The following is a 22,539-nucleotide window of genomic DNA, read 5'->3' as shown; positions in this document are numbered from 1 at the left end:
CACCAGCTAAGAGGAGTGGGATGGGAAGACGAGAGAAAAGTCTTGCACCATGTCACCGCAGAACTCAACTGCAGACCCGTTGTATTGCCAAATGCGATAAGAGATATTTCTCCGCACCGGTGTCTGCGGGCTCTGTCAGGAGACGGGCGTCACAATTCCGTGCTCGTAGGCATAGATGACGGCCTGGATCCGGTCGCGGAGTTGCAGTTTGGCCAACAGGTTGGAGACGTGGGTCTTGACGGTCGCCTCGCCGACCACCAGCTCCGCGGCGATCTCGGCGTTGGACTTGCCCTGCGCGATCAGCGCCAACACGTCGGACTCCCGTTCGGTCAGCTGGGGGATGTGGGCCGCCGCTCGGTCCGGATGTGCAGCTGCTGCCGGTCGGCGTTCATGATCACCGGGCGACAGCTGTGCGGGATCGCCGGTTCCGGTCGCGAAGCGGGCGATCACCCGCTTGGTGACTGCGGGGGCGAGCAGCGCGTCACCACCGGCGACGACCCGGACCGCCTCGATCAGATTCTCCGGTGAGGCGTTCTTGAGCAGGAAGCCGCTCGCCCCGGCCTGCAGCGCCTGATACAGGTAGTCGTCGCGATCGAAAGTGGTCAAGATCAACACCGCCGAGCCGACCGCCGGGTCGGCGACCAGCTCCCGGGTCGCGGCCAGCCCGTCCAACACCGGCATCTGGACGTCCATCAAGATCACGTCCGGGTGCAGCGTCCGGGCGCGGTCGATCGCCTGCCGTCCGTCGGAGGCCTCGCCGACCACCTCGATCCCGTCGGCCATGCCGAGAATGACCCCGAAGCCGTAGCGGACCAGGTCCTGATCATCGACCAGCAGGACGCTGATCGGTCCGGAACCGGTCTGCTCCGAGCCGGGGGCATCCGATCCCGGGGCGGTCGCATCGTCGTTCATGGTGTCCTTGCAGGTCGTGGGTGAATTGTCGAACGGGGCTGCCGAATCCTGATCGGTCCGGCTTCGGTCGCTACGAAGGATCCGGGTCGGTGGCCGGCGGTTGCAGCGGCATCCGCGCCCGGACCAGGTAGCCGCCGCGGTGCAGCGGCCCGAGCTCGATGGTGCCGGCGGAGGCGGCGACCCGTTCCCGCATCCCGCGCTGGCCGAGACCGGCGCCGGTCAGCCGATTGCCCGTCAGTGACGCGATGGAGCCGCCGTTGGTGATCTCGATCTCCGCCTGGTCGGCGTAGAACCGCAACCGGACGTCGGCCGTAGCGTGCGGCCCGGCATGCTTGCGGACGTTGGTCAACGCCTCCTGCACGATCCGGTAGATGTTGACGTCGGTGACTGCGGAGAGTGGCCAGCGGGTGCCGATCACCTCCAGTCTGGTCGGCAGGCCCGCCGCATTGGCCTGGCCGATCAGCTCCGGCAGCCGACGGGTCCCGACGGTCGCCGCGGCATCGGATGCCGACCGATCGGTCGTGTCGTCGGCGGACGGACCGTCCAAACCCGAACGCGGTACGGAGTCGCCGTCGGGGTCCCGCAGGGTGGTCAGGATGCCGCGGAGCTCGCTGATCGCCGACCGAGCGCTGTCCTCGACATTGCCCAGCGCATGCCGAGCGGTTTCATGATCACGATCGATCGCCATCCTGGCGGCGCTGGCCTGGACGCCCATCACCGAGACGTGGTGGGCGACGACGTCGTGCAGTTCGCGGGCGATCCGCACCCGTTCCAGGGTGATCGCCTGGGCGGTACTGCGTTCCCGTTCACGGGCAAGTTCCTGGCTCTGCCGATCCAGCGCGTCCTGCGCGACAGCCTGGCCGAACGCGCGATCCCCGAGGTAGTAGGCGCCGGCGAAGAAGACCGCATTGGTGAGCAGCTGGATCATCGCCACCGACACCAGCGGGGAGAACGGTCCGGTCTGCGCGGGTTCGTCCTGATGGGCGTCGCCGGTGGCATAGATGAAGATCGAGATCATCAGCCAGACGAACATCGCCGCGGTGATGATCACCCGCGTCCACCGTGCCCGCGCCCGGTTCGGTTCCCAGGCGCCGACGGTGTAGAACGCGACGAACAAGGCGATGTTGTGGAAGAACAACGACACCCCGAACGCGATTCCGCCGGCGATGAAGATCGCGGACACGGTTGCCGCCACCAGCAGCGGCTGCCGACGACGCCAGGCGATCGGCAGGCACAGCGCACCGGACCAGATCAGTTCGAGCCACATCGGCGCATCGGTGGGGGAGGTCAGCCCCGCCCACGGATACAACGGCAGGGTGAGGACGGCAGCCACGCACAGCGCGACCGCGGCGATCAGGTCGGCGCGGTACCCGCCCGGACCGGGATCGGGGCGGGACCAGCCCTCGTACGGCGGGTCGATGTTCGGCAGCAGGCCGACGTTCGGCGAGGCGCCGGGAGACGAGCCGGCGCCGGTACGGGACAACCCGGCTGATGCGCTCACCCGGCCACGGTAACCACCCGCAGCGGTCGGGACATCCGCCGTACGACGGAAACGGGTCGGCCGCAGAGCCGGCGCTCGATCAGGATCAGCGGCGGGCGGTCTGGTCGGCGGTGACGGCGGGTGTCGGCTCGACGGTCCCCTCGATCTGCTTGCCGCTGGCGGCGGCGTTGCCCCGCTCGATGGCTGCCTTGACGCTGTCGGCGGTGCGCTGCCCCTCGTCGATGGCGGCCTGCGGGGGCTTGACCTTCTTGACCCGGATGTAGCCGATCAGTCCGAGGATGCCGGCGACAACGATCAACACCCCGGCCATGATCACGAAGCCGAGCGCGATCGGCAGGTCGAGCCATTTCCAGATCGCCAGCGAACCGGCGATGAAGAGCAGGATCAGGGCGTTCAGCACGAAATAGAGCGCCCCGGAGAACAGGCCGGCGCCGATCCCGGCATTGACCGCGGACGGCTTCAACTCGCTGACCGCGAGCTCGACCTCGCCCTTGACCAGCACCTGGAGATCGGACTTGATCTTGTCGAAGACGTCCTTCACACCCGGAGCCGTCGGAGTCGATGACGTGGCCTGCTCGGGGGTTGAGTTCGCCGTATTCGTCATTGCCGCGGTCTCCTCTCGCGTCGATGGCCGACGCTGGATGAACGATGCCTCGCCGCAGAGCCTAACGGTTGGACCGACCACCCCGAACAGCCCGGCGTCCTCAGCCCGGGCCGGGATCCCGGGTCCGACGACGGCTCCGGTTGCGCCGGCTGAGGCTGAGAGTGGCGAGCACGGCCGCGAGTAGCGACCCGACGAGCACCGCGGACTTGCTTTGTTCGGCGGCGGCGGACGCGGTGCCGAACGCCAGATCGGAGACCAGCAGCGCCACAGTGAAGCCGACGCCGGCCAGGATCGCGACCGAGAAGACCTCCGACCACCGCAGGTCCTCGGCGAGTTCGGCCCGGGTGAAGCGGGCGGTCAGGAACGCGCCGCCGAAAACGCCGATGGTCTTGCCGGCGACCAGCGCGACCACGACGCCGAGCGCGAGGGGTTCGCGGAACAGACCGAGCAGGCCGGCGCCGCTGACCCGGACGCCGGCCGCGAGCAGTGCGAAGATCGGCACCGCGACGGCTGCCGAGATCGGCCGCCAGCGATGCTCCCAGGCTTCGGCCGGCGAGGTGACCTCGTCGCCGCGGGAACGGGTCGCGAGCCCGACCGCGACACCAGCGATGGTGGCGTGCACGCCACTCTGCAGGGTGCAGATCCAGGCCAGCACGCCGAGCGGCAGGAAGATCCACCAGTGGTCGATCCGACGCCGTTGCAGCCACCACCACAGCGTCACGCAGGCGGCGGCGCCGAGCAGCCAGAGCAGGTTGACCGAATCGGTGAAGATGATCGCGATCACGCTGATCGCGCCGAGATCGTCGACGATGGCCAGGGTGAGCAGGAAGGCGCGCAGGCTGGCCGGCAGTTGTCGACCGACGATGGCCAGGATCGCCAGCGCGAACGCGATGTCGGTCGCCATCGGCACCGCCCATCCCTCGGGCCGCCCGTCGGCCGTCGGCAGGTTGATCGCCAGGTAGACCGCCGCGGGGATCGCCATCCCGGCGACCGCCGCCACGATCGGCACCAACGCATCCGCCGGCCGGGACAACGAGCCGGTGGTCAGTTCGCGCTTGAGTTCCAGCCCGGCGACGAAGAAGAAGATCGTCAGCAGCCCGTCGGCCGCCCAGTGTTCGAGGCTCAACGGGCCCAGGTGCAGGGTGCGGAAGATCTCGTACGAGTGGTGGCCGAGGTTGGCCCAGAACAGGGCGATCACGGTGGCGGCCAGCATCAGCGCGCCGCCGACGGTCTCGTCGCGGAGGAATTCGGCGACGGTACGGCGTTCGCGACCGGCGCCGGCGGCGAACAGCCGACGTTTGGGCAGCTTGTCCTTCAGGGGTGGGAGGTCGGGCACAGGGCTCCTCAACGGGCGGTCGACAGATGGCCGTGCCGACCAGACTTCCCGGCGCTCCGTTTCGCTGATTTTACCGGTCCGATGCGGCCCCGACCAAGTAGCCGGGCGGGATCGAGCAGGTAGCCAGGATCGAGCACGCAGGTGGGATCGGGCTCATTGCAGGGCGCGCAACTGCTCCAGGGTGTCCTTGGCGAACGCCTCCAGTTCGGTCGGATCGACCTCGCCCGGCTCGCGAGCCGCGCTGTCGCCCTCACCCAGCCAACGCCGTACCGAGACCGTGAAGACGGTCAGCGCTGTCTCGGCGGCGAGCAGTGCTGCCACGTCGTCCAGGCCGCGGAGCCTGAACCCCTCGCCGATGGCGTCGCGGAGATCGGCGAGCTTGCGCAATTCGCGTTCGCGCAGGCTGGGGTCGGCGGCGATCACCGCTCGTCGCTTGCGGACGTAGCTGATGCTGCGGCCCTGGAAGATGGTCCCGCTGAACGACCGGAGTGCCTGCTCGATCACCTGCAGCGGCGACAGCGCGGCCGGGGGCTCGGTGATTGCCTGGGTGGCCATCGGCGGCAGCGCCTCCTCGCCGGCGAACAGCACCTCCCGCTTGTCGGCGAAGTAGCGGAAGAAGGTCCGCGTGGTCAGGCCTGCCCGATGCGCGATCTGGTTGACGGTGGTCTGCTCGTAGCCCTGTTCGGCGAACAGATCCAGTGCCGCCTGCTGCAGCCGTTCGCCGGCCCCCGGTTCCCAACGCGCCATGGGCCCAGTCTAGTGATGACACGGTATGACATCAGGGTGTAGGGTGATGACACGTAATGACATCACTCCTTGATGGGTACCGCAATGAACGGGGTCGGCAATGAGCACAGACGGGGGACAACAATGAACACAGAGGTATGGATCCTCGGCAGCACCGGCCGGGTCGGGCGAGCGGTCGCCGCCCGGTTGACCGACAGCGGCGTCCCGGTCGTGCTCTGCGGACGGGACAGCGAACGCCTGGCGCGGCTGAGCTCCCAACTCGGGAACCCATCGCGGGTGGTCGCCGGCTCGCTGACCGAGGTACTGGCCGGATTGGGTCAGCAGGCACCCGCCGCCGTCGTCAATACCGTCGGTCCGTTCCCGGAGACGGCACCACAGGTGCTTGCCGCCTGCTCACCCACCACGCACTACGTCGATGTGGCCAACGAGCCGTCCGCTGTATCGGCCGTCCTCGACCGGGACCCGGCCGAGGACGCGACGCGGACCGTGGTGACCGGTGCCGGGTTCGGGGTGCTCGGCACCGAGAGCATCGCCGGCAGGGTGTGCGCCGATCGCCCACCGGCGGCGTCGTTGCGAGTGGATGCGATCGCCTCGGTCGAAGGAGAAGCCGGACGATTCGGTACGGCGCTGGCCAGGTCGCTGCTGGAGAGCATCGTGCTCGGCGGTCATCAGGTCGAGGACGGCCGGCTGGTGCCGGCCCGATTCGGCGATCATCCGATCGAACTGGTCACTCCCGACGGCGACACCGTACGGACCGCGGGGATGCCGAGCGGCGAGCTGATCGCCGCTTGGCGGCTGAGCGGGGCGAGGTCGGTGCTGGCCGCCTCGAACATGGCGCCGTCGACCCTGCCCGTACGGATCGCGCTGCGGGTCGGCACCGCGCTGCTGCAGATCCCGCCGGTCGCGCGGTTCGCGGTCGCCCGGTTGGCCGCCGTCCGGATGCCGGCCAGGCCGCGGCCGCGAGAGCACTCCTGGGCCCGCGCTCGGGCGCAGTGGGCGGACGGTGAGGTCCGGGAGGGCTGGCTGCGCGCTCCGGAGGGGATGGCGTTCACCTCGGCGATCATTGCCGAAGTCGTCCGTCGCTGTGTCGCCGGCGACAGCAAGCCCGGTGCCTACACGCCGGTGGCCGCCTTCGGCCCCGAGCTCGCCGAAGCTGCCGGGGCCGAATTCATCTTCTCCGAGTCCGTCGGCAGGTAGTCCCGCACCCGGTGACGACCGGTGTGCCCCGGTGCTGCAGGTGGATGTGGTCAGGAGGGCCAGGGATCGCGGCCCTAGGGGCGATCCTGCGGCGGCGGGATCTGCGGGGAGTAGCCGTGGGCGTCCGGGCGCGGCATCGGCTCGGCCGACTGTTGCGCCGCCGCCGATGAGGATCCCGACGGCGGCTGGGTCGGATCCTCCCGGCCGGCCCGGGTCTCGTCGCCCCGGTCCTGCCGGGCCTGGTACTGGCTCGACTCGGCCGTCGAGGGTTCGGGCCGGGCAGGTTCGGGTCGGGCGGGTTCGGGTCGGGCGGGTTCGGGTCGGGCGGGATTCGGCGGCTGTTGAGCAGTGCCCGGCGGCACCGGCTGCCACGGACTTTGTGGTTGTGCTGCCGGTCCACCGTGTGGTCGTGCCGTCGGAGCACCCTGCGGAGGTGCCCCCGGACCGCCCTGCGGCGGGGGTGCTGCAGGCCCGCTCGGCTGCGGTGCCGGCGGGCCGCCCTGCGGCATCGGCGGCGGTCCGCCGAATCCTGGCCTGCCCGGCTGCGGACGGCCGAAGCCCTGCCCGCCCTGCGGTCCCGGCTGTGGTCGATTGGGCTGGTGCTGACCCGGTTGGGACGGGCGCTGACCGGCCTGCTGGATCGACTGCGGAGTGGCGCCCTGCTCGCCCTCGCCGAGCGGGCGGGCGACCACGGCCGTCCCGTAGGCACAGATCTCGGTGAACGCCTGACCGATGTCACCGGTGTCGAATCGCATCCCGATGATCGCGTTCGCGCCGCGCCGCTGGGCCTCCGACCACATCCGGTTCATCACCTCGTTACGACTCTCGTAGACGAGCTGGGTGTATTCGGTCACCTCCCCGCCACCGATCGCCCGGAAGCTGGCGGAAAAGTTGGCGCCGAAGTTCGCGCTGCGGACGGTCATCCCCATCACCTCGCCCAACACCGCCTCGATCGCGTACCCGGGCACCTCGTTCGTCGTCACGATGATCACCAGGCAATTCCACCAGACCCCGGGTCACCCACCCGCCGACCCGTCAGTTTGTCCCGCCTATTTGCGGCGTGTCGGTGAGCAATCGACGGGTCGGCCCAGAAGGGTTTCGCCGGGTCGGCGCCGGTGTGGGAGGGATTGCCGGGTCGGGCCTGGTGTGAGAGGGGTTGCCCGGGTCGGCCCAGAAGGGAATCGCCGGGTCGGCGCCGGTGTGGGAGGGATTGCCGGATCGGTCCTGGTGTGGGAGAGGGGTTGCCCGGGTCGGCCCTGCCTCGGGAGGCGGCGGGGCCGGCCCCCGGGACCCGTCAATTCCTCACCGACACGCCGCAAAAAGGCGGGAGGAATCGACGGGTCGGCGGGGTGGGTGTGGGTTAGTCCTCGGACGGGGCGCTGGTGAGGTTGGTCTTGATCAGGTCCATCACCGTCGAGTCCTGCAGGGTGGTGACGTCGCCCAGTTCGCGGTTCTCGGCGATGTCCCGCAGTAGCCGCCGCATGATCTTGCCCGAACGGGTCTTCGGCAGTTCCTCGACGATCATGATCTGCCGCGGTCGGGCGATCGGGCCGATCTCGTTGGAGACATGCTGACGCAGTTCCTTCACCACGTCCGGCCCGCCGTCACCGGCCTCGGAGCGCAAGATCACGAAGGCGACGATCGCCTGGCCGGTGGTGTCGTCGGTGGCTCCGACGACCGCCGACTCGGCGACCTTCGGGTGCGACACCAGTGCCGACTCGATCTCGGTTGTCGACATCCGGTGACCGGACACGTTCATCACGTCGTCGACCCGGCCGAGCAACCAGAGGTCCCCGTCGGAGTCCTTCTTGGCACCGTCGCCGGCGAAATACAGCCCCTGGAAGCGTGACCAGTAGGTGTCGACGTAGCGCTGATCGTCACCCCAGAGCGTACGGAGCATGGCCGGCCACGGCTTGGTGATCACCAGATAGCCGCCCTCGCCGTTGCCGACCGGCTGGCCCTCGTCGTTGACGACGTCGATCGAGACCCCGGGGAACGGGGTCATCGCCGCGCCGGGCTTGCCCGACGTCACGCCCGGCATCGGGGTGATCATGTGCATCCCGGTCTCGGTCTGCCACCAGGTGTCGACCACCGGGGTCTTGTCGCCGCCGATGTTCTCCCGATACCAGACGTAGGCCTCCGGATTGATCGGTTCACCGACCGAGCCGAGCACCCGCAGGCTGGACAGATCGAACTTCGCCGGGATGTCCGACCCCCACTTCATGAAGGTCCGGATCGCGGTCGGAGCGCAGTACAAGATCGACACCTTGTATTTCTGGATGATCTCCCACCACCGGCCCTGGTGCGGCGTCTCCGGCGTGCCCTCGTACATCACGCTGGTGGTGCCGTTCACCAGCGGGCCGTAGACCAGATACGAATGCCCGGTCACCCAGCCGATGTCGGCCGCGGTCCAGAAGACGTCGCTGTCCGGTTTCAGATCGAAGGTCGCCCAGTGCGTGTAGGCGGTGCCGACCAGATAGCCGCCGGTGGTGTGCAGGATGCCCTTCGGCTTCCCGGTGCTGCCGGAGGTGTACATGATGTAGAGCGGATGCTCGGCCGGGAAATTCTCCGGGGTGTGCTCTTGCGCCTGCTTGCCGACGAAATCGGCCCACCACAGGTCGCGGCCCTCGGTCATCTCGGTGTCCTGGCCGGTCCGCTTGACGACCAGCACGTTGCGCACATCCGGGCACTGCTTCAGTGCCTGGTCCACGGCCGGCTTCAGCGAGGACGCCTTGCCCTTGCGGTAACCGCCGTCGGCGGTGATCACCACCTCGCAGCCGCAGTCGGTGATCCGGCTGGCCAGGGCGTCGGCGGAGAAGCCGCCGAAGACGACCGTATGCGGAGCGCCGATCCGGGCGCAGGCCAGCATCGCGATCGCGGCCTCGGGGATCATCGGCATGTAGATCGCCACCCGGTCGCCGGTCTTGACGCCGAGCTCCAGCAGCGCGTTGGCCGCCTTCTTCACCTCGGTGGTCAGCTCGGCATAGGTGATCGACCGGCTGTCACCCGGTTCGCCCTCGAAGTGGAACGCGACCCGGTCGCCGTTGCCGGCCTCGACATGCCGATCACAGGCGTTGTAGGCGGCATTCAGCGTGCCGTCGGCGAACCACTTCGCGAACGGCGCATTGCTCCAGTCCAGCGTCTGGGTCGGTTCAGTGCCCCAGGTCACGATCCCGGCCTGCTTGGCCCAGAACGCCTCCGGGTCGGCGGCCGCTTCGTCGTAGGTCGCCTGGGTGACGTTGGCGCTCGAGGCGAGGTCTGCCGGAGGCGGGAACCGCCGGTCTTCGGACAGCAAGTTCGACAGGGTCTCGTCACTCACAACAACACGCCTCCTTGGGTGAAACACGATTCGCGCCCCAGCGTAACGGGACCGGCGTCGCCGACGGTCCGACCCCCATTTCGGCCGTCGTCGCCGGGCCGCTGTCCGAAAACCGGATCCGAACACGACACTTCGGTTCGGCTCACGACATCGGGGATGCCCCCGATGGTCGCGCTTGACACTGTCGGGAAGACTTGGCCGGGGTCGGAATCGCCTGGCCCGGCACACGTACGCCGCCGTGGGGGTGCCCAGCACATCTTCTGTCATCTGATCTGTGTCTTCTGATTCTGGGGTTGAGAGCTTGTGGGACGACTGGCCAATCTGAGCCTGCGGAACAGGGCGTTGATCGCGCTGGTCACCGTGTTCGTGATGATCTTCGGCGGCATCACCGCGACCCAGCTCAAACAGGAACTCATCCCGTCGATCAGCGTGCCGACCGCGGTGATCAGCACCACTTACTCCGGCGCCGCCCCGCAAGTGGTGGCGCAGCGGGTGACCACGCCGATCGAGCAGGCGGTCGGGGGTGTGTCCGGGATCGACTCGGTGACCTCGACCTCGTCGACCGGTTCCTCCCAGGTGACGGTCAACATGCAGTACGGCACCGACATGACGGCCGCTCAGCAGGACCTCGAGGCGGCGATCAGTCGGATCAAGTCGACCCTGCCCGACGACGTCGACAGTCAGGTCAGCACCGGCAGCGTCGACGACTTCCCGGTGGTGCAGCTGAGCGTCACCAACGACTCCGGCAACACCGCCCGACTGGCCGATCAGCTCACCAACACCGCCGTCCCGGATCTGCAGAAGATCGATGGCGTACGGGCCGTCACCGTCTCGGGCGCACCGGTCCGGCAGATCGAAGTCGATCTTGATCTGAACAAGCTCGACGACGAGGGAGTGACGACCAGCCAGGTCAGCCAGACGTTGCAGTCCGCCGGCCTGGTCAACTCGGCCGGCAGTGTCGACTCCGGTGATCGGACGATGTCGGTCAACGTCGGCCAGCGGCTGGAGTCGGCGGCCGACGTCGCCGGTCTGAAGATCTTGAACAGCGACGGGGACAGCGTCGCGATCGGCGACGTCGCCACGGTCAAGGAGAAGAACGCTCCGGCCACCTCGATCTCTCGTACCAACGGTCACCAGAGCCTGTCGTTGTCGATCACCAAGACGCCGGAGGGCAACACCGTCGATGTCAGCGAGGCGGTGACCAAGGCCCTGCCCGGGCTGGCCGACAAGCTCGGTGACGGTGCGAAGTTCAGTACGGTCTTCGATCAGGCTCCGTTCATCACCCAGTCCATCGACGACCTGCTCACCGAGGGCGGGCTCGGTCTGGCGATGGCGATCGTGGTGATCTTGATCTTCCTGCTGTCCGGTACGGCGACGCTGGTCACCGCGATCTCGATCCCGGTGTCGGTGTTGATCACCCTGATCGGGCTGCGGGTGACCGACTATTCGCTGAACATCCTCACCCTCGGTGCGTTGACCATCGCGGTCGGCCGGATCGTGGACGACTCGATCGTGGTGATCGAGAACATCCGAAGACATCTCTCGTACGGTGAGCCGAAGCTGAAGGCGATCACCACGGCGGTGCGCGAGGTGGCGACCGCGATCACCGCGGCCACGGTCACCACCGTCGCGGTCTTCCTGCCGATCACCCTGGTCGGTGGTCAGGTCGGCGAGCTGTTCCGACCGTTCGGGCTGACGGTGACGATCGCGTTGATGGCGTCGTTGCTGGTCGCGTTGACCATCGTGCCGGTGTTGGCCTACTGGATTCTGCGGCCACCGAAGACGATCGTCGATCCCGATCAGGTGAAGGAAGCCGCCGAGGCGAAGGAACGACGCAACCTGCTGCAGCGTGGCTACGTCCCGATCATCCGATCCGCCACCAAACATCCGCTGGTGACGATCCTGATCGCCCTGCTGGTGATGGGCGGCACCGGCACCCTGGCCACCAATCTGAAGACCGACTTCCTGGGCAGCAGCGGCCAGAACACACTGACCGTCAGCCAGCAGTTCACCCCGGTGCTGAGTCTGGACACCAAGGGCGCCCAAGCAGCCAAGGTGGAGAAGGCGATCAAGGGTATCGACGGGGTGCAGACCGTCCAGACCACGATCGGCGGTGGCGGCTTCGCCGGCTTCGGTGGTGGTGGGTCGGACTCGGCGTCGTTCACCGTGACCACGAATGCCGACGATGATCAGGACCGGATCCAACGCGACGTGTCAGCAGCCGTTGATGATCTTGTCGACGTCGGCGACGTCACGGTGAGCAGCAACTCCGGCTTCGGGACCAGTTCCGATGTCGAGGTGATCGTCACAGCTCCGGACAGCGCCAAGCTGGACGAGGCGACCAGCGACGTGCTGGCCCGGATGAAGAAGGTGCCGGGGACGACCAACGTGAGTTCCTCGATCGCCGCCGCGCAGCCGATCGTGCAGATCGATGTCGACCCGATCAAGGCCGCCAAGAAGGGACTGTCGGCGAGCCAGGTCAACGACACTCTGAAGGGAGTGCTCGCGCCGGCGACCGTGGGGACCATCGAGACCACCGGTGATGACGAGGACATTGTGCTCAAGGTCGCCGATGCGCCGGTCGGGATCCAGGAACTGCGCGATCTCAAGATCACCGTGCCGACGTCGGCAACCGGGCAATCCGGTTCGGCCGGCCAGGCTGGTGCTGGTCAGGCTGGTGCTGGTCAGGCTGGTGCTGGTCAGGCGGGTGCTGGTCAGGCGGGTGCTGGTCAGGCGGGTGCTGGTCAGGCGGGTGCTGGTCAGGCGGGTGCTGGTCAGGCGGGTGCTGGTCAGGCGGGTGCTGGTCAGGCGGGTGCTGGTCAGGCGGGTGCCGGTCAGGCGGGTGCTGGTCAGGCAGGGGCAGGGCAGGCAGGCACCGATCAGTCCGGTGCAGGCGCCGGCGCCGGTACGACCGGTCAGTCGGGCTCGACAGCCACGCAGCAGGAGACCAAGCCGGAAAAGATCAAACTCTCCTCGATCGCCGAGGTCCGCCAGACCAAGGTGGCGCCGACGATCAGCCGCCGCGACGGGCAGCAGAGTGCGACCGTCTCACTCACCCCGACCGGCGACAATCTCACCGCGGTGAACGCCGACGTCACCGAGGCTCTCGACGGGCTTGACCTGCCGTCCGGGGCCGAGACCGAGCTCGGCGGCGTCAGCTCCGATCAGGCCGACGCCTTCTCCCAGCTCGGGCTCGCGCTGCTGGTCGCCATCGCCATCGTGTACGTGGTGATGGTGGCGACGTTCCGCAGTCTGATCCAGCCGCTGATCCTGTTGGTCTCCATCCCGTTCGCTGCGGTCGGCGCCCTGCTGGCGCTGGTGATCACCGACACCCCGCTCGGTGTGCCGAGTCTGATCGGGCTGCTGATGCTGGTCGGCATCGTGGTGACCAACGCGATCGTGTTGATCGATCTGGTCAACCACTACCGGGCGCAGGGCGAGTCGGTTGATGATGCCCTGATCGACGGTTCCCGTCGACGGCTCCGGCCGATCCTGATGACCGCGATCGCGACGATCTTCGCGCTGATCCCGATGTCGCTGGGAGTGACCGGCGGCGGCGTGTTCATCTCCCAGCCGTTGGCGATCGTGGTGATCGGCGGCCTGCTGTCGTCGACCGTGCTGACGCTGATCCTGGTGCCGGTGCTCTACAAGCTGGTCGAGGGACGCAGGGAACGCAAGGCGCTCGCTCGGGAGGCCGAACGGCACGCCCGGGAGGCGGAGATCGCCGCCCAGCGTGCCGAGGAGAAGCGCGTTGCCGAGGCAGCCGAGGCGGCGCGGCAGGCCGAGATCGAGGCGGAGCAGCGGGCGGCTAGGCCAGGACTGCTCCGTAGGCTGCGGCGACGCTGATTGCGCCGTTCAGGTCGACCTTCGTGTCGCGCAGCACCGCGTCCCGGAGGTCGACCGCATCCAGCTGAGCGCCGGTCAGGTCGGCCCCGGCCAGCTGGGTGTTCCGCAAGGTGGCATGCCCGAGGTTGCAGCCGCTCAGGTCGGCACCGGTGAGGTCGGACTCCGACAGGTCGGCGTCCCGCAGGTCGGCGCCGGCGAACTTGATCTTGGTCAGGTCGGTGCCACGGATCGTGACCCCCTGCCACAGCCCGCCGATGATCGTGATCGGCTGGAAGACGCAGTCCACGAAGGTGGAGCCGGAGAATTTGCAGGCATCCAACGTTGCGGAGAAGAACGAACTGCGGGCGAACGTGCAGGCCACAAAGCTCGAGCTCCGGTGCTCCGACACGTTGAACTTGCAGTTGGCGAACCGGCAGTCCTCGAACACCAGGCCGCCGGTCCGCACCTCGGTGAAGTCGACCCGGCTGAATCGGACATCGACGAACCGCATGCCGCTCAGCTCGTTGCCGTACCAGTCCTCGTCGACGACATCTTCGTCCACTCGCTCGTCCATGACCGACACCGTAGAGCCCAGCACCGACAGCCGGCTTAGGGTCCAGCCGTACGCCCCGCGCATCGAGTCAGTGCTTGGAGGCACCCTCCGCACCGGCGCCGGTCAGGGCGCGTACCGACAACTCGTCGTACCGGCCGGCACTGCCGTCGTCCTTGCCGATCAACGTCCCGATGACGCCGAGCAGGAAGCCGATCGGGATCGAGATCAGCCCCGGATTGGACAGCGGGAACCAGGCGAAGTCGGCATTGGGGAACAGCGATTTCTCCGTCCCGGACACGACGGGGGAGAAGATCACCAGGAACAGCGTCACCGCCAACCCGCCGTAGATGCTGAACACCGCGCCGGTGGTGTTGAATCGCCGCCAGAACAGGTTGAACAGCAGCGCCGGCAGATTGGCCGACGCCGCGAGCGCGAACGCCAGGGCGACCAGGAAGGCGATGTTCAACCGCTGGGCGAAGATCGCCAACAGGATCGCCACCGCGCCGATGCCGATCGCCGACAGCCGAGCCACCGCCATCTCGCCCCGCTCCGTGGCGGTGCCCTTCTTGATCACGTTGGCGTAGATGTCGTGCGCCATCGACGAGGCCGAGGTCAGTGTCAATCCGGCGACCACCGCGAGGATGGTGGCGAAGGCCACCGCGGCGATGAAGGCCAGCAGGATCGCGCCGCCGAAGGATCCCTCGCCACCGCCGACGGCCTGGGCCAACAGCGGGGAGGCGACGTTGCCCGACGACTCCGCGACCGGGCTGCCCTCCTTGGTGTCGACCAGCGCCGCAGCGCCGAAGCCGAGCACCAGGGTCATCAGATAGAAGGCGCCGATCAGACCGATCGCCCAGAGCACCGACTTGCGGGCGGCTCGGGCGGTCGGCGTGGTGTAGAACCGGATCAGGATGTGTGGCAGCCCTGCGGTGCCGAGGACGAGCGCGAGCCCCAGTGACAGGAAGTCGAACTTGCCGACGAGATCCTTGCCGTACAAGAGTCCTGGTTGCAGGAAAGCCGCACCTTGGCCGGACTTGTCCGCGGCACTGCCGAGCAGCTCGGAGAGGTTGAAGCCGAATTTCGCCAGCACCAGGATGGTGATCAACAACGTCCCCAGCATCAACAGCACGGCCTTGACGATCTGCACCCAGGTGGTGCCCTTCATGCCGCCGAACGTGACATAGATGATCATCAACGCGCCGACTCCGACGATCACCAGGGACTTGATCGTGGTGCTTTCCACGCCGAGCAATAGGCCGACCAGGCTGCCGGCGCCGACCATCTGGGCGAGCAGGTAGAAGATCGACACCACGATCGTCGAGGTCGCGGCGGCGGAGCGTACCGGAGTCTGCCGCATCCGGTAGGCCAGCTGATCGGCCATCGTGTACTTGCCGGAGTTGCGCAGCAACTCGGCCACCAGCAGCAATGCGACCAGCCAGGCGACCAGGAAGCCGATGGAGTAGAGGAAGCCGTCGTAGCCGTTCAGCGCGATCGAGCCGGAGATGCCGAGGAAGGAAGCCGCCGACATGTAGTCGCCGCCGACCGCCAACCCATTCTGTAATCCGGAGAACGAGCGACCGCCGGCGTAGTAGTCCGCGGCGGTCTTGGTCTGCCGGGATGCCCAGATCGTGATCGCCAGGGTGAGCAGCACGACGACCAGGAAAAGGCCGATCGTCAGACCGCGTCCCTGGGTCTGCAGCGGCATGATCATCGGTACAAGATCAGCAGTGATCATGATCGATCCTCCTTCGGCTGAACCTGAGCCTCGAATTGCTGGCGCAGCTTGTCGGCCGCCGGATCGATCGACCGGTTGGCATGACGGGCATACAAGATCGCGATGACGAAGGTCGAGACGAATTGCAACAGCCCGAAGATCAGCGCGATGTTGATGTTGCCGAAGACCTGGATGTCCATGAAGCCTCGTGCCCAGTTGTTGCAGAGTACATAGACCACGTACCAGATCATGAAGATGACGGTCGCCGGGAACGCGAAGCTCAGGAAGCGTTTCCGGAGGTTCTGGAACTCCGTCGACGCGGCGATCTCGGCGTAGGCCTTGTGTTGGGCCGGATCGATCCGATCCGCTTCCGGAGTGTCTGGTTGGGACATCGTCGTGCCACCTCCACAGTCAATTGCGGTGCTGGTGACGATAGTCGCTAACAGCGGCTGCAGCCAGGACCGGAGGACCGACAAGCCGAGATTGGGCACCAGTCCGACTTGGGTGCTCGACTGCGCGTCGCGCAGCGGAAGGGCCTTTCAAAAGGTGAGCGGGATCTCCAGACCGGAGTCGTCGTCGGCCGGAGGTGCCAACTGCTGATGATCGACAACCGCCCTCCAGCACGAGGTCTGGAAGGGCAGCAACAGAGGCTCGGGCCCACGCGCGTAGGAGTCGTACAAGGACCCGACCTCGTCCAGCAACCGGTGCCGATCAGGCTCGTCCAACTGGGCGGTGACCGGACGACGGGACACCATGTCGATCAATCCGGCACGGTCGATCGGCACCCAGTTGCGAAAATTCTTCTGTTCCAGATCGACGAAGTACGGACTGTCGGCCAATGCATGGACCGAGTCCTGGCCGTAGGCGCCGCGCATCGCATCCGGGTCGACGTACTGCAGGATCTTCGCCAGCTTCTTCACCCACGGAACGGTGTCGTCGCGGGTGTTGTAGAGCACCGAAACGACGCCGCCGGGCCGCAATACGCGGGCGATCTCCGCGGCCACCAGGCCGGGGGCGAACTTGTGCAGCGACTCCGCGGAGGTGACGACATCGAACTGCTGGTCGGCATACGGCAAGGACTCGGCCTGGGCGACCAGGTGCAGCCGACTCTGCATCGTCGCCGTCAGCCGGAAGATCCGCTCCGTGGACCGGTCGACACAGAAGACCTGATGGCCGGCATCGGCCAGCATCCGGGCGAACCGGCCACGACCCGATCCCAGGTCGAGCACCCGCCGCGGATCGTTGCCGGCCATCCAGTCGAGCGCCGCGACGGGGAACGGCGTACGGCGCGGCTCAGGCATGCCCGCAGTGTAAATCACCCCTGCTCCCCGGCTCCGCACGACGCGGCCCGGCAACCCGGTCCTGCCGTCCGAAGGTTCCTGAGCGCGTCGAAGGACCGAGGTCGCCGAGTCTGAGGGAGGGGGCAGAGCCTGTCGAAGGCTCCTGAGCCTGTCGAAGGGCCGAGCGCCGCGCGCTTGCGGCGTCGGGAGTCGCCGCCGACGCTCCCGGGGGCGGCAACGCGCCCCGGGTGGGGTTACTGTTCCTGCTCCAGACGTCGAGCCGTGGAGGTGCCAGATGGCGACGCCGATCAGCGATCCGCTCGCCGAGCTGACCCGACTGGAGGGGGTCGGATCGGCGGCTGCGGCCGCACGCGACGCGCTCGATGCGGTGTTACGGGACCGCGGCCGCCGGACCGTGTCGGCAGAGCAGAGTGCGGCGGCCCTGCTGGCGGCAGCGCGGGCGACCGCAGCCCTGGAGATCAACCAGGATGATCACGCCGGTCCGGCGATCGATTGGACCGCGCCGGCGGTCCGGTTGTACACCGAATTGGTCGATCTCGCCGGCCTGATCCGGGTTTCGCCCGGTCAGGCGATCGCCCGCTCGCACGCCATCCTGTGCCGCGGGATCGCTGCCGATGATGATCTTGGCCGGGTCCGCCCCGGGGACGATCTCGGCGCCCGGTTGACGGCTCTCCAACGATTGCTGACGACGCACACCGACGCGCCGGTCATCGTCCTCGCCGGAGTCGCTCACGCGGAGTTGATCACGATGGCCCCGTTCGTCACCGGTAACGGCATGGTGGCCCGTGCGGTGCAGCACATGATCTTGATCGACGGCGACCTCGACCGGCCGGCGGTCACAGTGCCGGAGGCTGGGCATCAAGCACTCGAGGGCGACTATCGGCGGGCGCTGGCGGCGTATCGCACCGGGGCGGCCGACGGGGTACGGGATTGGCTGCTGCATGTTTGTGAGGCGGTGGCCAAGGGTGCCGAACTGTCGCCGCTGAAGCCGATCGCCCGCTAGCAGCAGCCCGCACACAGCTCGGCGCCCACACCTGACGGGTGGGCGCCGGCTTGCGCAATCATCCAAGCGACCAAGCGTGCACACTATGTGTTGGCCCAGGCAAGCCTGGATCGCAACTGCCCTTTGCGGATGGGTGATCACCGCGTGGGTACTTGGTTCCTGCGCAAGAATCACTGATGATCATCGCGCCGACTGCGGACGGCCACAGCGGGCCGACTCGGCATCGTCGCCGACAGTCCGACACAGCGGGCGGACCGATCAAAACCTAAGCAGGACAACAATCCCGGTCTGCACTCGGTACGAGATCATTCAGTTCTTCTTGGCATCAGTTGTACTCCTGCCGACGCCATTTGAGAAGGGTCCGTCACCAATTTTCTGGTCCACTCCTGACGGTCGCGCGAACCTTGGACGATCGTCTGATCTTGGAACCGGTTGACCGCTGCTGACCGGGTGCCGGTGGTTTTCCACAGCCCCGGCGTACACGATCCGACCGTTGTCCACAATCGAGCGGTCATCGCCGAACAGGTGACGCCGATTCGCCCCATGGTGAAGATATGGGAGTCAACCAGACACAGACCCGCGGTCGACCGGATGGTCGGTCCGAGGCTGCATCGGCATTGGTGCTGACCGGTGACGTGGATCTGTTGGACAGCGTCCTTGCCGCTGCAGCAGCGGCCGGGGTCGAGCCGACGGTCAGCGCCGAGCCTGCGGCGGTCAGACCGCAGTGGATGACGGCAGCGATCGTCGTCGTCGGGCTCGATCGGGCGCGGCAGTTGGCCGAGCTCGTCCTCCCACATCGGACCGAGGTGTATGTCGTCGGCCCCCAGGACGACGATGAATTGTGGCGCTGGTCGGCCCCACTCGGTGCGGCGGTGCTGGGGCTGCCGCAGGCTGCCGGCGTGCTGACCGCGGCGATCGCCGATGCCACCGGACGACCGAGCGGTGGTGGCCGGACGGTGTCCGTAGTCGGCGCATCCGGCGGTGTCGGCGCGTCGTCGCTGGCTGCGGGGCTGGCCGTGGTGGCGGCGGGGCAGGGGCTGCCGGCGATGCTGGTCGACCTGGACCCGATGAGTGGCGGGCTGGACCTGCTGGTCGGGGCCGAAGGGGTGCCGGGCTGGCGATGGCCACGGCTGGTCGCCGCCCAGGGCCACCTCGGGGATCTGAGCGGACATCTGCCGCGGCTGGCCGGGCTCGATCTGCTGTCGGCGGCGCGGGAGGACGTGGTCGTCATACCGACCGTCGACGCCGTACGGGCTGTGCTGCAGTCGGCCGCGCGGACCCATCGGCTCACCGTCGTCGACCTGCCGCGGGCACTGGATCCCGGTGGGCGCGAGGTGCTGCGTCGGGCCGATCTCGCGCTGGTGGTCGTCGCGGCCGACGTCCGAGGGATCGCAGCGGCCCAACAATTCGTCCCTGCCCTGCGTGAGGCGGCGATCGACGTCGAACTGGTTGTCCGGCGACCGCGCAGCGGTGGCGTCGAGGCGCGACTGGTGGCCGACGCGCTCGAGCTTCCGCTGGCAGGGGTGCTGCGGGAGGACGCCGCGCTCCGTCAGGGGGCGGAGCGCGGCGATCCTCCCGGTAGAGCGTCCCGTGGCCCGCTGGCCAAACTGAGCCGGCGACTGCTGGAGCGGATCGACGTCGAGTCACGGGCAGCATGACTGTCGCCGATCTGGATCCGATCCGGGCCAAGCTCGCAGGTCTCGGACGGGCCCACACACCGGCCGACGTGGCTGCGGCGATGCGGGCCGAAGGGCTGCTGGTCAGTGACGCGAGCCTCTTCGAGACGGTGGAAGCGATCCGCCGGGACAGCGTAGGAGCGGGTCCGCTCGATCCGCTGCTGCGGATCGACGGGGTGACCGACGTGTTGGTCAACGGGCCCGACCAGGTGTTCATCGACCGCGGCACGGGCCTTGAGCCGTCCGGTGTCCGCTTCGGTTCCGAATCCGAGGTCCGCAGACTGGCGCAGCGGCTGGCGGCCGGCGCCGGGCGCCGCCTCGATGACGCCGCACCGTATGTCGACACGCGACTGTCCGACGGCACCCGGGTGCACGCGATCCTCGGCACGCTGGCCGATCCGGGGACCTGCATCTCGCTGCGGGTGCCGGCACGCCGGTCCTTCTCGCTGCAGGACATGGTCGATTCCGGTTCGATGTCCGCCGTCGGTGCGGAGTTGCTGACGGCGATGATCAACGCCCGCGTCGGGTTCCTGATCAGCGGCGGCACCGGATCGGGCAAGACGACACTGTTGGCCGCGATGTTGGCTCGCGTCCCGCCGACCGAGCGGATGGTGATCGTCGAGGACTCCCGTGAGCTCGCCCCGGATCACCAGCACCTGATTCGACTGGAGGCCAGACCGGGCAACGCCGAGCTGATCGGTGCGGTGACCCTGACCGACCTGGTGCGTCAGGCGTTGCGGATGCGGCCGGACCGGTTGATCGTCGGCGAGGTCCGAGGACCGGAACTGTGTGATCTGCTGTCCGCCATGAACACCGGGCACGAAGGTGGCTGCGGCACGGTGCATGCCAACTCCGCCGCCGACGTCCCGGCGCGGTTGGAGGCATTGGCCGCGCTGGGCGGGATGGCCAGAGATGCCCTGCATGCACAGGTCGCTTCGGCGCTGGACGTGCTGGTGCACATCACCCGTTCGGCGACCGGGCAACGACGGATCGCCGAGATCGACGTCGTCGACCGGGACCGCGAGTCTTCGTGGGTGCGTGCCGAACCGGCGGTCCGCTTCGATGAGCGGGGTCGCTCGGCGCTCGGCCCGGGATCGCATCGGTTGAAGGAGTTGCTGTCCAGATCATGATCATTTTCACCGTGCTGGTGGCGGGGTTGGCCGCCGCGATCGCGGTCCGGCCGCCGCTGTCCCGGATCGTCCTGCGGCGACTCTCGGTCGAGGCATCAGAGATCGAGCCGCGCCGTCGGCGGCGCATCCACGCGGGTCTGGTCGTGCCGGCGACGCTGGCGATCGGGGTGCCTGCACTGATCGGTCTGGCCTGGGGGCGGCAGGCCTTCTGGCTGTGCGTGCCGATCATGATCATGGCTGGCACGGGCTGGGTGATCATCAAGCGCGCCCTTCGTCGACGTCGGGCAGCCGACAACAGTCGCGAAGTCGCCCAGGCATGTGCGGTGCTGGCCGCGCAGGTGCGGATCGGCCAGCCGCCATTGGTCGCGTTGAGGTCAGCGGCCCAGGACTGCCCGGTGTTACGTCCCGCTGTCGCTACTGCTGACCTCGGTGGCGACATGCCGAACGGGTGGCTGCGTCAATCGCGTGAAGCAGGACGCGCCGGCCTCGCTGATCTTGCCAGGGCATGGCGGCTGTCGTCGACGACCGGATCCGGGATGGCCGAGGCTTTGGATGACGTGTCGGAGGCCCTGGTGGCTGACGAATCATTGGGCCTGGTGATCGGCAGCGAGGCCGCGGGGCCGCGTGCCAGCGGCAAGGTGATGGCAGCGCTCCCGTTGGTGGGCGTGGCACTGGGCTACCTGATCGGCGGTGATCCGCTCGACTTCCTGATCAACTCCGGTGCCGGCTGGGCCTGTCTGATCGCCGGTGCGGCCCTGGCTGCCGCCGGCGTGCTGTGGATGGAACGGGTTGCCGATCACGCATCCGGCGGGAGATGATCATGCACGTCATGGTGGCGCTAGCACTATCCGTGACCCTTGCCGGACTCTCGGCAGCCGGTCTGGTGAGCAGCCCGTCGGGGCGACTCCACAGATTGGGCAGGCAACGGCGGCGTTCGCCCGAGCAGTCGCGGCTGCGGTGGTGGCTGCAATTGCTGGCGCCCAGACCGTATGCTCCACCCGTTCGGACGCGTTACCTGGTCGGCGTCGCCGCCGGCCTGGTTGCCATGCTCGGCTGGCGGGTCCTCGATCCGGATGTCGGGCCGGTCGTCGTGCTCGCGGTTCCGATCATCGGGGTCGTCATGATCATCTTTCTCGGTCGTGCGGAGCTTCCCGCTGAGCGCAGGCGCCGGGAGCAGATGATCCAGGATCTTCCTCATGTGCTCGAGTTGATGGCCTCGGCGATGAACGCCGGCTTGCCGCTGCGTGCTGCCGTACGGGAGGTCGTGGCGGTGACCAGCGGGCCGTTGACCGACGACCTGGCCGACGTCGTCCGCAACATCGACCTCGGTCGTTCGGACGCGGACGCCTGGCGCGCCCTTCGTGATCATCCACAACTCGGGCGGGTGAGCGTCGATCTCGCCCGGTCGGTCGATTCCGGGACGATGCTGGTTGCCGTGCTGCGGCGTTCCGCGGAGATCGCGCGCAGGGATCGCCGCGGCGCGATGGAGGCCCGAGCCCGTACGGTCGGGGTCAAGTCGGTGCCGCCGCTGATGGTCTGCTTCGTCCCGGCGTTCCTGCTCGTCTGCGTGGTGCCGACGATCGTGTCGGCACTGCAGAATTCGCTGGGCTGAGACGACAGCGACAGGTGGCTGTCCGGCCCCGTTGCTCATCGCTCTCGCCCGTTGGGATCTGCGTGGCGAACAGCCAAGTCATCAAGTTGACCGAGCGAGTTGCTGTGAT

18 protein-coding genes and 1 pseudogene are annotated in these 22,539 nt (G+C 67.9%); 8 read left to right on the top strand and 11 right to left on the bottom strand.

Translation table 11 applies throughout. The features are described from left to right. Positions 1-135 precede the first annotated feature (135 nt). From BLU38_RS10945 to BLU38_RS10925, 5 genes are all read right to left on the bottom strand, one after another. Complete coding sequence (locus tag BLU38_RS10945) at positions 136-912, bottom strand: response regulator (protein WP_091524357.1); 777 nt, start codon at positions 910-912, stop codon at positions 136-138. Between the two features lie 70 nt (positions 913-982). Then, positions 983-2,413 carry a sensor histidine kinase gene (locus BLU38_RS10940; RefSeq protein ID WP_091524353.1) on the bottom strand — a complete coding sequence of 477 codons (1,431 nt, stop codon included), beginning with the start codon at positions 2,411-2,413 and terminating at the stop codon, positions 983-985. Positions 2,414-2,498: 85 nt separating this feature from the next. Further along, on the bottom strand, positions 2,499-3,017 hold the full coding sequence (locus tag BLU38_RS10935; RefSeq protein ID WP_091524348.1) for a phage holin family protein: 519 nt from the start codon (positions 3,015-3,017) through the stop codon (positions 2,499-2,501). A gap of 100 nt (positions 3,018-3,117) precedes the next feature. After that, positions 3,118-4,353: a Na+/H+ antiporter NhaA gene (gene nhaA, locus BLU38_RS10930; protein ID WP_231920286.1), complete on the bottom strand. Its 1,236-nt coding sequence runs from the start codon at positions 4,351-4,353 to the stop codon at positions 3,118-3,120. A gap of 153 nt (positions 4,354-4,506) precedes the next feature. Continuing rightward, positions 4,507-5,100 carry a TetR family transcriptional regulator gene (locus BLU38_RS10925; RefSeq protein WP_091524344.1) on the bottom strand — a complete coding sequence of 198 codons (594 nt, stop codon included), beginning with the start codon at positions 5,098-5,100 and terminating at the stop codon, positions 4,507-4,509. Positions 5,101-5,223: 123 nt separating this feature from the next. Between BLU38_RS10925 and BLU38_RS10920 the strand changes: the two genes are divergently transcribed. Further along, a complete protein-coding gene (locus BLU38_RS10920; protein WP_091524341.1) occupies positions 5,224-6,297 on the top strand; it encodes a saccharopine dehydrogenase family protein in 1,074 nt (357 codons plus the stop codon). Between the two features lie 74 nt (positions 6,298-6,371). Here BLU38_RS10920 and BLU38_RS32030 read toward each other — a convergent pair whose 3' ends face one another. Both BLU38_RS32030 and acs read right to left on the bottom strand, forming a co-directional pair. Beyond that, entirely contained in the window at positions 6,372-7,289 is a 918-nt protein-coding gene (locus BLU38_RS32030) for a YbjQ family protein (RefSeq protein WP_091524336.1), read from the bottom strand. 368 nt (positions 7,290-7,657) lie between these two features. After that, positions 7,658-9,616 (bottom strand): acetate--CoA ligase, encoded by a 1,959-nt coding sequence (gene acs / locus BLU38_RS10910; protein WP_091524333.1) that lies wholly within the window; start codon positions 9,614-9,616, stop codon positions 7,658-7,660. Positions 9,617-9,919: 303 nt separating this feature from the next. Between acs and BLU38_RS10905 the strand changes: the two are divergent. Both BLU38_RS10905 and BLU38_RS32345 read left to right on the top strand, forming a co-directional pair. Next, a pseudogene (locus BLU38_RS10905) lies at positions 9,920-12,226 on the top strand (efflux RND transporter permease subunit); the annotation flags it as partial. Positions 12,227-12,616: 390 nt separating this feature from the next. After that, complete coding sequence (locus BLU38_RS32345; RefSeq protein WP_407939703.1) at positions 12,617-13,462, top strand: efflux RND transporter permease subunit; 846 nt, start codon at positions 12,617-12,619, stop codon at positions 13,460-13,462. Here the strand turns inward: BLU38_RS32345 and BLU38_RS10900 are convergent. The 4 genes from BLU38_RS10900 to BLU38_RS10885 form a co-directional block, all read right to left on the bottom strand. Then, positions 13,425-14,015, bottom strand: a complete 591-nt coding sequence (locus tag BLU38_RS10900) for a pentapeptide repeat-containing protein (RefSeq protein WP_091524325.1) — start codon at positions 14,013-14,015, stop codon at positions 13,425-13,427. The genes BLU38_RS32345 and BLU38_RS10900 overlap by 38 nt on opposite strands. Positions 14,016-14,082: 67 nt before the next feature. After that, positions 14,083-15,729, bottom strand: a complete 1,647-nt coding sequence (locus BLU38_RS10895; RefSeq protein ID WP_091524321.1) for a solute symporter family protein — start codon at positions 15,727-15,729, stop codon at positions 14,083-14,085. Next, positions 15,726-16,100: a DUF485 domain-containing protein gene (locus BLU38_RS10890; RefSeq protein ID WP_091524317.1), complete on the bottom strand. Its 375-nt coding sequence runs from the start codon at positions 16,098-16,100 to the stop codon at positions 15,726-15,728. Before BLU38_RS10890 ends, BLU38_RS10895 begins: the two co-directional genes overlap by 4 nt. A 147-nt stretch (positions 16,101-16,247) precedes the next feature. Then, on the bottom strand, positions 16,248-17,009 hold the full coding sequence (locus tag BLU38_RS10885; protein ID WP_091524314.1) for a class I SAM-dependent methyltransferase: 762 nt from the start codon (positions 17,007-17,009) through the stop codon (positions 16,248-16,250). Positions 17,010-17,283: 274 nt separating this feature from the next. Here BLU38_RS10885 and BLU38_RS10880 point away from each other — a divergent pair, with 274 nt between their 5' ends. The 5 genes from BLU38_RS10880 to BLU38_RS10860 all read left to right on the top strand — a co-directional run bounded on the left by BLU38_RS10880 (position 17,284) and on the right by BLU38_RS10860 (position 22,430). Beyond that, the gene (locus tag BLU38_RS10880; protein ID WP_091524310.1) at positions 17,284-18,012 is read left to right on the top strand and encodes a Fic family protein; all 729 of its coding nucleotides are present in this window, start codon (positions 17,284-17,286) and stop codon (positions 18,010-18,012) included. Between the two features lie 554 nt (positions 18,013-18,566). Further along, positions 18,567-19,670, top strand: a complete 1,104-nt coding sequence (gene ssd, locus BLU38_RS10875; protein WP_091524307.1) for a septum site-determining protein Ssd — start codon at positions 18,567-18,569, stop codon at positions 19,668-19,670. Next, entirely contained in the window at positions 19,667-20,818 is a 1,152-nt protein-coding gene (locus BLU38_RS10870) for a TadA family conjugal transfer-associated ATPase (protein WP_091524304.1), read from the top strand. Before ssd ends, BLU38_RS10870 begins: the two co-directional genes overlap by 4 nt. Next, a complete protein-coding gene (locus BLU38_RS10865; RefSeq protein ID WP_091524300.1) occupies positions 20,815-21,636 on the top strand; it encodes a type II secretion system F family protein in 822 nt (273 codons plus the stop codon). The genes BLU38_RS10870 and BLU38_RS10865 overlap by 4 nt, the downstream gene beginning before the upstream one ends. Further along, positions 21,633-22,430 carry a type II secretion system F family protein gene (locus BLU38_RS10860; RefSeq protein WP_091524297.1) on the top strand — a complete coding sequence of 266 codons (798 nt, stop codon included), beginning with the start codon at positions 21,633-21,635 and terminating at the stop codon, positions 22,428-22,430. The genes BLU38_RS10865 and BLU38_RS10860 overlap by 4 nt, the downstream gene beginning before the upstream one ends. Positions 22,431-22,539 lie beyond the last annotated feature (109 nt).

Source organism: Microlunatus soli, assembly GCF_900105385.1.
GTDB classification, from domain to species: domain Bacteria; phylum Actinomycetota; class Actinomycetes; order Propionibacteriales; family Propionibacteriaceae; genus Microlunatus; species Microlunatus soli.
This window is presented reverse-complemented; position numbering and strand designations above follow the sequence as displayed.